Below are 13,096 nucleotides of genomic sequence, written 5' to 3'. Positions count from 1 at the left end.
ATGAAACGCATACTTGCCTTTTTGCCGATCGGGATCGCCGTGATCCTCGGCGGGTTCCTGCTGTGGGGGCTGAACCCCGACCGCGACCCGAACGAGATTCCGTCCGTCCTGATCTCGCAGCCGGTGCCCGTCTTCGATCTGCCCCCGGTCGAGGGGTTGGACATCCCGGGCCTGTCCAGCACCGATCTTGCGGAAAACGACGGGTCCGCGCCGATCGTGGTCAACGTGTTCGCCTCGTGGTGCGTGCCCTGCCGGGCCGAGCACGCGGTGCTGACGCGGATGGTGCGCGAGGACGGCATCCGCCTGATGGGCATCAACTACAAGGACAAGCCGCAGGACGCGCGGAAGTGGCTCGACGATCTGGGCAACCCGTATGAGCGGATCGGCTCGGATCTCGACGGCCGGGCGGGGATCGAGTGGGGGATTTCCGGCGTGCCGGAGACCTTCGTGATCGACGGCGCTGGTACCGTCGTGTTCCGCTTTGTCGGGCCGGTGCTGGGCGACGAGGCGATCGGGAAACTGCGCACCGCGCTGGAACAGGCGCGGCGGAACAGGGCAGGAGAGACGTCATGATCCGCAGAATGCTGATAGCCGTCCTGACGCTGGCGGCGCTGCTGTCGCAACCCGCTTTTGCGGTCGAGCCCGACGAGATGCTGGACGATCCGGTTCTCGAGGAACGCGCGCGCGCACTCTCGAAGCAGGTGCGCTGCGTGGTGTGCCAGAACCAGGACATCGACAGCTCGAACGCCGGGGTCGCGCGGGATCTGCGGATCCTGGTGCGCGAACGGCTGGTGGCCGGGGACACGGACCAGGAGGTTCTTGATTTCCTGGTGGCGCGCTACGGCGACTATGTGCTGTTCAAGCCGCCCTTCAAACCCTCGACATACGTCCTGTGGGCCGCGCCCTTCGTGATCCTTTCGATCGGGGGCATCGCCATCGCGCTGGTCCTGGCGCAGAACGCCCGCCGCTATCGCAATGCGGCGCGGCAGACCCCTGAAACCCCGGTGAAGGAGCCGAACGCATGATCTGGATCGTGTTTTTCCTCATGGCGGCGGCCACCTTCCTGGTGATCGCGTTTACCGCGACAGGCGGGGGCCGCGCGGTTCTGTCCCGGCGCGACAGCGCTTCGGCGATCTTTGCCGACCAGATTCGCGAGGTCGAGCGCGACCAGGAGCGCGGGGTCATCTCCGCGGAGGAGGGCAGGGCGGCGAAGGCCGAGATCGAGCGCCGTCTGCAGGCGATCGGACGGCAGGCCGAGGCGGCCCCCGCGGCGCGGCGCTCGGGGCGGGCGCTGGTGCTGGCGGCGGCGCTTGCGGTGCCGGCGGTTGCGGCCGGGCTGTATTGGCAGCTTGGCAGCCCCGACATCCCAAGCCAGCCCTTTGCCGAGCGCGCCGGGGAACAGGCCGAGGCCCGCGAGATCGCCGATCTGGCGGAGCGGCTGAAACTGCGGCTGTTGTCCGAACCGGACGGTGGCAAGACCGAGGGCTGGGCGCTGTTGGGCCAGACCTATATGCGCATGGGGCGCTACGAGGACGCCGCAGGGGCCTTTGCGCGCCTGCAGGAGAGGCCCGACGTGACCTCGGCGCTGGTGTCGCAATATGGCGAGGCGCTGATCTATGCCGAGGATGGCATCGTGACGCCCAAGGCGGGCCGCGTATTCGACCGGGCGCTGGAGCTGGATCCGGCAAACCCGGCGGCCACGTTCTATCAGGCGATGGCGATGGAACAGGCGGGGGCGCTGGATGCGGCCTATGACCTGCTGAAGGCGCGCATGGATGCCGAAGACGAGTTCCGCCCGTGGATGCAAAGCTTTGCCGCGCAGCTGAACCGGATCGCACCGGCGGCGGGGCGCCCGCGCGTCGATCTGGCCGAATTTGCCCCGGCGATGCCCGGCCCGACCGCCGACCAGGTGGCCGCGGCCGAGGAGATGTCGGACGAGGACCGTCAGGCCTTCATCCGCTCGATGGTCGAGCGTCTGGCCACCCGGATGCAGGAGACCCCCGGCGATCTGGACGGCTGGATGCGGCTTGGCAATGCCTATTCCGTTCTGGGCGAGACCGAGAACGCGCGCGATGCCTTTGGCCGGGCGCAGAAGCTGGCCGAGACCCTGCCGCAGACCGACCCGCGCAAGGCGACGATCGATCGGGCCCTGTCGGAACTGGGGGGGTGACCTGAAACGCGTTCCGGCCCGGCAGAGCATCCGGGCCGGGGCGTAGCGGCCGCGCGCGTCACGAGCCGCTTGCCAGCGGTGTGCCGCCATCGGGTGCGGCCTTGTCCAGCGCCTCCAGCACGGCCGTGGTCGACAAGATCTCGGGCAGGGCGATGCCTTCGGGGGCCGACGGGCCATAGACGATGTTGAAGGGGATGCCGAACCGGCCGTTGTCCTCGAGGAACTGGGCGATAGCGTCGTCGGGGCGGGTCCAGTCGGCCTGCATGGGGACGGCTTTGTCGGATTGCAGCGCGGCCAGCACCTCGCCGCGCTCCAGCACCAGCGCCTTGTTGGCCTTGCAGGTCAGGCACCAATCGGCGGTGACATCGACGAACACGACCTCGCCGCGCGACACGAGCCGGGCGATTTCCGGGCGGCTGAAGGTCACCCAAGGGATCTCTCCGGCCGGTTCGGTCGGGCCGGTCCGGCCTTTGCCCGCAATCGCGACAGGGGCCGCCAGGGCGGCGACCAGCGGCAGCGCCATGGCGGACCAGCGCAGGGCGGGCGGCAGCGCCGCGCCCCTCCAGATCACCAGGACCAGGACCGCGGCGGCCAGGGCCGTGGCGGTTGCGGCGGTATCTCCGGCAACACCGGCCATCACCCAGACCAGCCAGCCGATCGTGGCCAGCAGCGCCGCCGACAGGACCCATTTGAGCCCCACCATCCAGCGCCCCGGCTTGGGCAGCGCGGCGGTGAGTTTCGGATGTGCTGCGACCAGCAGGTAGGGAATGGCCAGCCCGAGCCCCAGGGCGGTGAAGATCGCCAGGATGTCCACCGGCCGTCCGGTCAGGGCAAAGGCGACGGCGGTGCCCAGGAAGGGGGCGGAGCAGGGTGTTGCCAGAACCGCCGAGAAGGCCCCGGTCAGGAAATCCCCGGCCAGCGGCGCGCGGCCCTCGTCCACATGGGCCAGCCGGGTGTTCAGCGCCTGCGGCAGCGTGATCTCGAACAGGCCCGCGAGGCTGGCCGCAAAGACCGCCAGCACGACGATCATCACCGCAAGGAACAGCGGGTTCTGGAACTGGATGCCCCAGCCGATCGAATAGCCCAGCGACCGGGCGGCGATGGTGATGCCCGCCAGCAGCCACATGAAGGCCAGGATCCCGGCTGCCGAGGCCAGAAACCCGGCGCGGATCTGCGCCGGCGACCGGTCATGCGCCTTGACCGCCGAGGACAGCTTGATCGACAGCACCGGCAGCACGCAGGGCATGACGTTCAGGATCAGCCCTCCGCCGACGGCAAGCAGCAGGATCCAGACCAGCGCGCCGGCCGAAGGCTCGGCGGTCGCGATTTCGTAAGGCGGCGGGGCAGGGGGGGCGTCGGTGCGCGGGGCAAACTCGGCCACGCGGTTGGTGTCCGTCACCGTGACCGACAGGGCAGCGGGGCTGTCCGCAAGGGCAAGGATGGGGAACTGCACCCACAGCAGCCTTCCATCCTCGGCCAGCCGGATGTCGGGCGCGCCGAAGGCGGTATCACGGCCCATGTCCGGGAACACGTCGGGCGCATCAAAGGGCAGGTCGCTGGTGAAACTCAGCGTCAGCGTCTTGGCCTCGGCGTCCAGCGATGCGGACTCCGATGCGATCCCGTTGCTGTTGTCCGGGACCGGCACGCGCGACATGTAGGCATTGATCAGCCGGGCCGACCCCTGATCCCGGCCCGATCCCTGCGGCAGAGACAGCGTGAGGGGAAACTCGACCGGCACACAGACGTCCGAGCAGACCAGGATGGCGACTTCCGCCTTCAGATCCACCGGCGCGCCGGGGTTTTCGAGCGTGATGGTCAGGGGAAAGACCACCTCGTCCTTGTAGCCGAAATTCTCGATGCCGAAGGCGCGGAAGCGGATCGGCGCGGGCCAGTGGAACTGCACGTCGCGGATGTTCTGCGACCCCTCCCACGTGACCTTGGGCGGGATCCCCACCTCGCCGGGTGATTTCCAATAGGTTTTCCAGCCCTCGGCCAGCTTCAGGTGCAACCCTGCGGTGAGGGTTCCGGCCTCGGGTTCGACCCCGTCCTGCGCGGTGACGAGGCGGGCGTTCACGGGTACGGAGTCATGGGGTGCGGAGGTGGCGGCCTGACCCTGCCCTGTCAAAAGCAGGCCAAGGGCCATCACCCAGACCACAAGAACCAGTTTTGCCATTGCCTTGCCCATGGCGACTCGCTGCCTTTTGTTGCGTGCGCCGTGATTGGCAGATTCCAGCGCTGGAGGGTCAACGGGCCGGAATGTCACATCGCGGCCATCAGCCAACAAACCCGACCCGGCCATCATCGCAGGTGAAATAGGCGCCGCCCTGCTGGCCTTCCCACTGAACATTGCACCCCTCGGGCAGGGTGAAGGAGGGCGCCTCGGGTTGCAGCGGGCAGGTTCTGTTACTTTGCGCACAGGCCGACAGCAGCACCGCGGCGGCCGAGACCGCCGCCACCAGCCGCCCGCGCCTGAGGATCACCGGCAAAGTTACTGCCGCACGGCCACAGGCGGAATGGTCTCTTCTGCCTCGGGGCGCTCCTCCACCTTCTTTTCTTCCGTTGCGTGGCAGGATTTGCCCATGGCCTTGTGCATGAAGACATGCGCCCCGACGCACAGAAGCAGCGGCGCGATCAGCCCCAGAGATTCGGACACGCCGCCTGCACCGCCGCCGGCCAGGAAATACAGGCCGATCGGGGCGAACATGACGACGCAACAGGCCATCATGCCCCATTTCATGAGTTTTCCGCCGGTGTCCTGCGCGGGTTTCCTTGCCGTGTCTGCTTGCTGATGACTCGTCACGTTTCGCTCCATCTCTGACAGTTCGAAGCGCGTCATAGCCCCTTCCCGCGATGGAAGGTCAAATGCTTTTTCGCCAACGATATCTGAAAGAGCTTCTGCGACAAAATCTCGACTTTTTGGGGTGACTTGCACGCGTGCAAGTGATGACGAACTTAAGGAGTCGACCCGCGGGCACCCTTGATGGTCTTAGGCCACTTGCACGCGTGCAAGTGACGACCAACGCTGGTCTTGGCCAGAGAGTTCAGGTTGCCGAGAGTTTGCGATTTCGGAGTGGGCGCGACGAAAACCCGAACTTCGAGTAAGGCCTCACCCGAGTGAGGCTGGCGGAGACACGGGGCTCGGAATGGGACCGGATGATGCCGCCCCAGGGTACGCCGACGGGTGTCGGAAAGCCGCCGGTGAAAACAGGGCAGGGGGATCGAAGGAGCAAGCAAGTGATCCTTCGGCTTCAACGGCAGGTGCCTCCCGGGAGGGCCTGGAGAAGGATCAAAGGAACAGAGCGGCGCGGGTTCTTTTGCGGGTGCAAGGGTTGACCCTTTGCCGAACAAGAAACGTGTTTTGCGCCGCAGGCGTCAAACACTTTCTTAGTAAGTAAAGAAATGTTCTGAGAGACACATTTATTTTGTGTGACAGCACATGTCGGGACGTATCTCCATTCCACGGACAGAGGACAGTGGAAATGGCAGCCCCGACACCCCTTTATGAGCGCAGTATCGTTCCTTCTCAGAGGAGCGATGGTAGATTCAAGGCAGTATGCCGGGCGGAGCCCGCTGTCCCGAAGGATGTCGCCGGTGTTGTTGCTCACGGCAACAGAACCATCGGCAATGTTGATCACATCGTGGCCGCGAAGGCAGATATGAAGGTCATGATGATCGGCGACGACTCCGTCGCAAGGACGATCGTCGAAATGTCCGACGACATGGCGAAGTTCAACCGCATGTCGGCGCTGTCCAAGCGCAAGTTCCGCAACGCGAGAGAATTGAACAAGGCTGTCGAGTCGACGCCACTGAAGAATCCATGGCGCGAGAACCGCAAGTCGCGTGGCCCTCTGAGAGAAGGCATCCTTTCTGTTCGGCGCGAGTTCTTCGAAGCGGACGATAATACAACGGACGAAAACCGGCTCTCTTACGTCGACGACAGCGGCGAATTTACCGTTCACGACAAGCAGAAATACCGCAACTTCTTCAAAGCGTCGAAAGAGTTTTTGACGGAGACATTCGGTGACGACTGTATCTATGCACGCTTCGACGGCGATGAACAAAGTGGTCACGTTCACTTCGTTCTTGCTCGTGTCGTAGACATCGAACCGACGGTTCGCTACCCGCGGGGCCGCCGGGTCTTCAAGATCACTGATCATCCACTGATCGGCGGCAACGGCAGCGAGAAACGCGGCTACGAACTTCTGCAGGATGCGGTTGGTGAGTTCTTCGAAACACGCTACCCGGAGATGAATATTATCCGCGGTGAGCGTCGCGCTGAAGCAAAGCGCCAGGCCGACAAAGATGCCACCGAAGTCTACGACAAGGCCGTCGCCGAGGGTGTTGAACTGCCGGCTGGTTCCAGAGACGGACAGGTTCTTTTCCTTCTCAAGAAGCAGATGAAAGAGACCCGAGAAAAAGGCAGCATCCGTAAGGATGCACGCGATACGATGGCCCTCGACTATCTGGCTGCGATTGGTGCGATCACCGAGACGGTTCGAAACCAGGCAACGAGCCGTAAGAAACGTGCCGCGCTCTTGGCGCAGCTCGAAGAGACTTATGGAACTTCGGCCGAGATCATCTCCAAGCCGGAGAAAGTCTCTGAAATCCACATCGAGAAAACGAAGGCTGAGATCGACAGGTATTCGGACGAGAAGAAAGGTGAAGCTGATGACCACGCTCGCAGGAAGAGTGTCGAAAACATGGAGGACAGCTTTGAGAACGCGGTCAGCGCAGTCAGCGTCGATGCCGACAAAGAGAAGCTGAAGCAAAAAGAAGAAGAGCTGGTCGCCAGAGAGCAAGCCGTTCAGAAAAAACTGGAGGCGGCTGAAGAGCGCGCTCTGAAAGCGGAGCGCGCCCAACGTATCGCCGAAGACAGAATGAACGCGGCAGAAGCGATGATGCTGAAGGCAAAGACTGCCATGCGTCAGATGACGGTCCTGAAGAAACTCATTTCAGACAAAGTCCCGGAGTTCTTCGGAAAGAAGGTCGAGCAGGCTTTCGACAAGATCGGCATTGAGCCGGCGCAGTTCAGCAGCGAACCGACTATTCCGGGCACCTTCTTGGTTGCAGCGACAGAGCAGGCAAGTGCTCTGCGTGAGCGTCTGAATGGCATGAACAATGCCGCGCTTCGCAACGGCGTCGCGATCACTTTAGATGCGGTGAACATCCTTGATGAGTCCGGCGAGGAGATGGAGCGCGCGCAGGCCAGGCTGGGCCTCAAAGTTCTGGAAAACGAAGCTCTAAACAGGGGCTTCGATCTGAAATCAGGCATGCACGATCCGGCGACGGCGAAGCAAGAAACTCTGGCCTATCTTCACACAGACCAGCCGGGCGAGCCGACTTTGAAACGGCAAGTTGTGAAGAAGAAGGTCACATTGCGCAGCCGCTGAAGTCTTGCCGTTTTTCCTACACAGGAGAAAGTTTGTGTAGGATCGTCGCAATCGCGAAATACAGAAAGAAAAAGGGGTGTCCGCAAATAGTGTTGGTCAATTACGAGGGAAGAATCAGCAGTTCGCGTATCGGCCGCCACCTGGTAGGAGCGGCCCAATCCGGATTCTCGCCGTGGCAAGCAATACCGCAGCGCAGCTTCCCGAAAGCGGACTTTGCTGTCGCTGCGGTTTTGATAATCCTTACGCCTTCATCAGCTGTTTGATCCCGGCGATGAAGGTCGCGTCGTCTTGTGCCCTGCGGGTGTCCAACAACTCGACTGCATCGGCACCTGCCCGAAAACGAAGGCGATGGCCGGTTTCATTCGCAGCGTTCCAGATCACCTCGGCAACGGTTTCGGGCGCTGATGGGTTGGACGCCAGTTTGCCGAACACTCGTCCCATGGCCTCAGTCATTGGTGCATAGTCCGCAAGGTCCTCGTCCATGGCGAAGTCGAAAGAGCTTCCGCCGAAATTCGTCTTGATCATCCCGGGTTCGACAATACGGACATGGATGCCAAGCGGTTCAAGCTCGTAGTGCAGCGCTTCGGAGAGACCTTCAACCGCAAACTTCGTACCGTGATAGAGTGTGCCGAGGGGGAATGTGATCTGACCACCGATGGACGAGATGTTGATGATCGTGCCCGCCCGGTTATTCCGCATATGCGGCAACACGGCCTTCGTGACCTCCATCAGACCAATCACGTTGGTGTCGAACTGGCGACGGATGCGCTCCATTGAGAACGCTTCCAGCGCGCCGTAGGCACCATAGCCCGCATTGTTGAGCAGAACGTCAATCTTGCCGAACCGGTTGATACCGGCGGCAACGGCTTCGGCGATCGAGCCCGGATCGGTGACATCGAGACGCACGACGTGGACGTTTTTTGGTTCGGCAAGCTCACCCGCGCTGTCGGGGTTGCGCATGGTGGCGACAACGTTCCATCCGTTGGCTTGGAAGTGTCTCGCGGTGGCCTCTCCTATGCCTGATGAGGCGCCGGTGATCAGAATGGTTTTCATGCTTTATCTCCTTCAAGTGTTGAGTTTCAGCATGTCTTCAATGCCAAAGCTGGTCATGACGTTGCGCGTCACATCGTGCAGTACGTCGTTGTACCGCTCGACCTGCGGACCAACGCCCACATGGTCCACAACGGTGCGGAACGGCTTTTGCCCAAATGCCTTGTCCAGAAGCACAACGACCGCTTCAGCGATCCGCTCCGGGCGTTGATCGGGTGTTGCTTCAAGCATTTGGGCCAAACCTGCGGCTGACATTGCTGGGACAGCCGCAAACTCCCCATATTGTCCCTCGCGGTCCAGGTCTTTGGGCGCAACCATTCCATCGAAGAAGGCCGTCGGCATGGCGCCCGGTTCGATGATGCAAGACTCAATCCCAAAGCCTGACAACTCCGTCCGATAGCATTCGACGATCGCTTCCAGCGCCCATTTCGACGCTGAATAGGTTCCGTAAAACGGTGTCGCGATCCGACCAATCAAGCTGGAGGTATAGAGAACCGTCCCCCGCCCCTGGACTCGCATATGAGGCAACGCCGCGCGCATGACACGCTGCACGCCCATGACATTCACGTCGAAAACGCGCGCCATATCCTCGGGCGACATCAACTCCTGAATGCCGTAGGAGCCGATTCCGGCATTGTTGAACAGAACGTCAATTCCGCCGAGCTGTTCAATGGCCTTAGCGACCCCACGCTCGGTGCTGGCCGTGTCCGTCACGTCCATTTCGACGATGGATGCCCCCGCCGCTTCAAGCTCCGCGACTGTTTTGTCGTTCTTTCCCTCTCGGCTTCGGACGCTTCCTGCGACTTGGTAGCCCTTTTCGAGAAGTGCGAGGGCCGTCGGCTTTCCAAACCCGCCTGCGACGCCTGTGATCATGACCTTTTGCATGTCGGTCTCCTTTGTTGTGCCTTGATCACGTTAGCCCCGTCAGGCGTTTCTTTCTTTTCCAATTAGCCAGAAAACTTGCCTGATCCTCCAGGAGCGGAGATTTCTGTTTCGACGGCGTGTTTGATGATGCTATCGATAGGCGTCTTTTAGGAGGCCTTCGACATGATGAGCGAAAACCTGTTATCACACCTCACAGCGCTGCTCGATCAAGCAGCCGTCGCTGAAGGCGCATCTCATCATGCCAATAGTGGCACCCACCTGCTGCGGCATCATGCACCAACCGAACTGAATGCGACAGTCTATCGACCTCTTCTTTGTCTGATCCTGCAGGGTGCGAAGCAAGTTGGGTCCAGCACTCGAACACTCACGGTCGGCGCCGGGCAGTCGCTAATCGTCAGCCATACCTTGCCGGTTGTTTCGCGGATTACTGAAGCGTCGACGGAGGCGCCATACACAGCCTTAGTCTTTCCTCTCGATCTCGATCTTCTCAGGTCATTGGCCCCTTCGGTGTCGCCCGCCTTGAATGTGCAGTCCGCTGATCCATTCTCGATTTGCTTGTGTGACACCGATCCCGGTCTGGAAGACGCGCTTCATCGTTTCTTTCTTCAGTGCGAGGAAGGGGAAACGCGGCAACTGTTGGCGCCCATCACGTCCCGTGAAATTCACGCAAGGGTTTTGATCGGGGAACATGCCCGGGTTCTTCAGAGACTTCTCTGGCACGAAAGCAGCGCCAGCCGCATCCATCTGGCAACGCGGGACATTCAGGCGAATCTGTCGGAGACTATCGTCGTCGGGGATCTGGCCGCGCGGATCGGAATGAGCAATTCCGCGTTCTTCGAGCAGTTCAAAGCCGTGACCGGAACGTCGCCGCTCCAATATCAAAAGGACCTGCGCTTGTTGAAGGCCAGAGACGACCTGCGGACGAGCCGTGCCAAGATATCCGAAGTTGCATTCGCTGTTGGCTATGAAAGCTCGGCGCAGTTTTCCAGAGAGTACGCGCGCAAGTTCGGCAAATCGCCCCGGCAAGACCGCGAACTTGCACCGGCCGACTGAGCTGTATTCACGGGGTACAGCTGCTCGACGAGTTTTGCAGGTGTAGGGGAACTAAGCAGGGATCGGTGCCAAGTTCGCGGGAAACGCGGCGTCTGTCCCTATCCCAGCCAAGAGCAGCGGTTCGGGCATCTTCGTGAGCGTAAGATGGCAGGGCGCCCTCGAACATCTCTACAATTGGAATTGGAACAGACCCGCAGCTGAAAAAGACAACGGATTCCTCTTCTATACGCAGTGAGTAATCAGGCAGGTGGTCCTTCTCGACCCCAAATATCGCACCGCGCGCAGGGGGGCAGGCGTCAGCCGGCGGTCGGTGTGGCCGGGATGGTGATCGTGGCGCACAATCCGCCTTCGCTTGCGTTTTCCAGCACGATGTCGCCGCCATGCGACTGGATGACCGTGCGGGCGATCGACAGGCCCAGCCCGGTGCCGCCGGTCTCGCGCGAGCGTGAGGTTTCCAGCCGCACGAAGGGGTCGAACACCGCGTCCAGCATGTCCTCGGGGATGCCGGGGCCGTGGTCGCGCACCCGGATCACCGCATCCGCCCCGGCGCGGGTGACCGTCACGTCGGCCTGCTGGCCATAGCGGCAGGCGTTCTCGATCACGTTGCGCAGGGCGCGCTTCAGCAGCATCGGCCGGACGGTCACAAGCGGGTTGTCCCGGACCGTCACCGCGATGCTGTTGCCTGCACGGGCCAGGTCGTCGGCAATCTCGGCCGTGAAATCCCCCAGCGGAACCTCGACCGAGGGTTCCCGCGTGGCCACGCCCTTGGCGAAGGAGAGGGTCGAGTCGACCATCTCCTGCATCTCCTCGATCGTTTCGATCAGGTGTTCGCGGGTCTCGTCATCCTCGACCAGCTCGGCGCGCACCCGCAACCCGGTCAGCGGCGAGCGCAGGTCATGCCCCAGCGCCCCCAACAGGCGGGTGCGGTCGGCCACATAGCGGGTCAGGCGGTCGCGCATGCGGTTGAAGGCCTCGGTCAGGTCGCGCACCTCGGTCGGACCGGTGGCGGCAAGCTCTTCGACCTCTTCGCCGCGGCCGAACCGGTCGGCGGCGCGTGACAGGTGACGCAGCGGTCGGGTCAGGCCCGTCAGCAGGAACCAGACGACCGCCACCAGGATCAGCGCGGCGGTCAGGCCGAAACTGACAAAGGACAGCCAGGGCCATTGCAACGGCGGATTGTGGAACCGCGTATCGACGTTCAGCCACTGGCCCGTGTTCAGTGCGATCGACAGCTGCATTTCCACGGCCGAGATCTGATCGCGCATCATCGCCCTGTGCATCTCGGCCATCGTCCGGGGGATGCCCTCGCGCGGCAGCATGTCGGGTGAGAACTCGTGCAGCTCGACCCGGATCTCGCGATCCTCGCGGCCGGGCAGCATGCCGCGGATCGTTCTCTCGACCATGCCGCCGGCACGGTGGCCGGTGTGATCGACGCTTGGCGCGTCCGTCAGGCTGAACTGCACCAGCGGCGAACTGGCCGCGCGCAGGATCGCGCCGTGCAGCTCGGGCGGAGCTTCTTCGATCAGCCGCGCGATATTGGCGGCGCGCCCGGCGGTCTCCAGCCCCAGTGCCATGTGCACGGCCATCGCGCGCTCGTCCACGAACAGCCACAGGCTGACCAGCTGCGCCGCGGCCAGGGCCGCCATGATCAGCAGGATCAGCTGGCCGCGCAGGCTGGTGACGAAGGCCTTCATCCGGCCAGCTCGCGCACGTCGACCGAGAGGCAATAGCCGCCGCCGCGGACGGTGGTGATGAGTTTGGGCCGGGTCGGGTCAGCCTCGATCTTGCGGCGCAGGCGGCTGACCTGGTTGTCGATGGTGCGGTCGAACAGGTGCGGGCTGCGCCCGGCGGTGAGGTCCAGCAGCTCGTCGCGCGACAGCACCACGCGGGGCCGCCGCAGAAAGGCCGTCAGCAGCCGGAAATCGGCGGTGGTCAGGGTCTCGACCGTGCCGTCGGCCGAGGTCAGCTGGCGGGTGTCGGCATCCAGCACCCAGTCTCCGAAGGCGACCCGCTTGCCGGCCAGGTCACCCGGCGTCGCCTCGGTGGTGTCGGTGCGGCGCAGGATGGCCTTGATCCGCGCCAGCAGCTCGCGCGGGTTGAACGGCTTGGGCAGATAATCGTCGGCGCCGATCTCCAGCCCGACGATGCGGTCGGTCTCTTCGCCCAGGGCGGTCAGCATCAGGATCGGAGGCCCGCCCGCGGCGGAGAGGCGGCGGCAGACCGACAACCCGTCCTCGCCCGGCATCATGATGTCGAGGACAATCAGGTCGAAGCGCCCGGCGGCCAGCTTGGCGTCCATCTCGACGGCGTCGCGGGCAGCGGTTGCGCGCAGGCCGTTCTTTTCCAGATAGCGGCTCACCGCGTCGCGGATCTCGCGGTGGTCATCGACGACAAGGATGTGCGGAATCTCGGTCATGATGCGATCATAAGACTGCCCGCCGGGCAATTCCCGGCTTTTTTGTAACGCTTTGTATCAGGCGTGCCGTTTGCGACAAACCGATACAAAACGGCCGGGGCAGGGGGGTGGTGGTGCGGGTTCCGGCGGCCA

Annotated in this window: 12 protein-coding genes; 5 read left to right on the top strand and 7 right to left on the bottom strand. The window is 63.0% G+C overall.

Going from position 1 to position 13,096, the window contains the following annotated elements; translation table 11 throughout:
* Genes K3752_RS19395 through ccmI form a run of 3 tightly spaced genes read left to right on the top strand, consistent with a single transcriptional unit; the run spans window position 1 to window position 2,170 of the window.
* Window positions 1-573 carry a DsbE family thiol:disulfide interchange protein gene (locus tag K3752_RS19395; RefSeq protein ID WP_260066762.1) on the top strand — a complete coding sequence of 191 codons (573 nt, stop codon included), beginning with the start codon at window positions 1-3 and terminating at the stop codon, window positions 571-573.
* Window positions 570-1,025, top strand: a complete 456-nt coding sequence (locus K3752_RS19390; RefSeq protein WP_409233633.1) for a cytochrome c-type biogenesis protein — start codon at window positions 570-572, stop codon at window positions 1,023-1,025. Before K3752_RS19395 ends, K3752_RS19390 begins: the two co-directional genes overlap by 4 nt.
* The gene (gene ccmI, locus K3752_RS19385; RefSeq protein ID WP_260066761.1) at window positions 1,022-2,170 is read left to right on the top strand and encodes a c-type cytochrome biogenesis protein CcmI; all 1,149 of its coding nucleotides are present in this window, start codon (window positions 1,022-1,024) and stop codon (window positions 2,168-2,170) included. Before K3752_RS19390 ends, ccmI begins: the two co-directional genes overlap by 4 nt.
* Window positions 2,171-2,228: 58 nt before the next feature.
* Here the strand turns inward: ccmI and K3752_RS19380 are convergent, their stop codons facing one another.
* From K3752_RS19380 to K3752_RS19370, 3 genes are all read right to left on the bottom strand, one after another.
* Window positions 2,229-4,343: a protein-disulfide reductase DsbD gene (locus K3752_RS19380; protein WP_260066759.1), complete on the bottom strand. Its 2,115-nt coding sequence runs from the start codon at window positions 4,341-4,343 to the stop codon at window positions 2,229-2,231.
* Window positions 4,344-4,443: 100 nt separating this feature from the next.
* On the bottom strand, window positions 4,444-4,650 hold the full coding sequence (locus K3752_RS19375) for a hypothetical protein (RefSeq protein ID WP_085869400.1): 207 nt from the start codon (window positions 4,648-4,650) through the stop codon (window positions 4,444-4,446).
* An 8-nt stretch (window positions 4,651-4,658) separates the two neighbouring features.
* The gene (locus tag K3752_RS19370) at window positions 4,659-5,006 is read right to left on the bottom strand and encodes a DUF2933 domain-containing protein (RefSeq protein WP_260066756.1); all 348 of its coding nucleotides are present in this window, start codon (window positions 5,004-5,006) and stop codon (window positions 4,659-4,661) included.
* 643 nt (window positions 5,007-5,649) lie between these two features.
* On the opposite strand from K3752_RS19370, the gene K3752_RS19365 reads away from it, so the two are divergent.
* Complete coding sequence (locus K3752_RS19365; protein WP_260066831.1) at window positions 5,650-7,560, top strand: hypothetical protein; 1,911 nt, start codon at window positions 5,650-5,652, stop codon at window positions 7,558-7,560.
* Window positions 7,561-7,800: 240 nt separating this feature from the next.
* On the opposite strand, the gene K3752_RS19360 is transcribed toward K3752_RS19365, so the two are convergent.
* Entirely contained in the window at window positions 7,801-8,613 is an 813-nt protein-coding gene (locus tag K3752_RS19360) for an SDR family oxidoreductase (RefSeq protein WP_260066830.1), read from the bottom strand.
* A gap of 12 nt (window positions 8,614-8,625) precedes the next feature.
* A complete protein-coding gene (locus tag K3752_RS19355; RefSeq protein WP_260066829.1) occupies window positions 8,626-9,495 on the bottom strand; it encodes an SDR family oxidoreductase in 870 nt (289 codons plus the stop codon).
* A gap of 162 nt (window positions 9,496-9,657) precedes the next feature.
* On the opposite strand from K3752_RS19355, the gene K3752_RS19350 reads away from it, so the two are divergent.
* A complete protein-coding gene (locus K3752_RS19350; RefSeq protein WP_260066828.1) occupies window positions 9,658-10,548 on the top strand; it encodes an AraC family transcriptional regulator in 891 nt (296 codons plus the stop codon).
* A gap of 296 nt (window positions 10,549-10,844) precedes the next feature.
* Here the strand turns inward: K3752_RS19350 and K3752_RS19345 are convergent, their stop codons facing one another.
* Both K3752_RS19345 and K3752_RS19340 read right to left on the bottom strand, forming a co-directional pair.
* The gene (locus K3752_RS19345) at window positions 10,845-12,242 is read right to left on the bottom strand and encodes an ATP-binding protein (protein WP_260066827.1); all 1,398 of its coding nucleotides are present in this window, start codon (window positions 12,240-12,242) and stop codon (window positions 10,845-10,847) included.
* A complete protein-coding gene (locus K3752_RS19340; RefSeq protein ID WP_260066826.1) occupies window positions 12,239-12,964 on the bottom strand; it encodes a response regulator in 726 nt (241 codons plus the stop codon). The genes K3752_RS19345 and K3752_RS19340 overlap by 4 nt, the downstream gene beginning before the upstream one ends.
* Window positions 12,965-13,096 lie beyond the last annotated feature (132 nt).

The organism is Ruegeria sp. B32, assembly GCF_025141855.1.
Taxonomy (GTDB): domain Bacteria; phylum Pseudomonadota; class Alphaproteobacteria; order Rhodobacterales; family Rhodobacteraceae; genus Ruegeria; species Ruegeria arenilitoris.
Note: the sequence above shows the minus strand (reverse complement) of the source record. Positions and strands in the feature narration are given on the sequence as shown.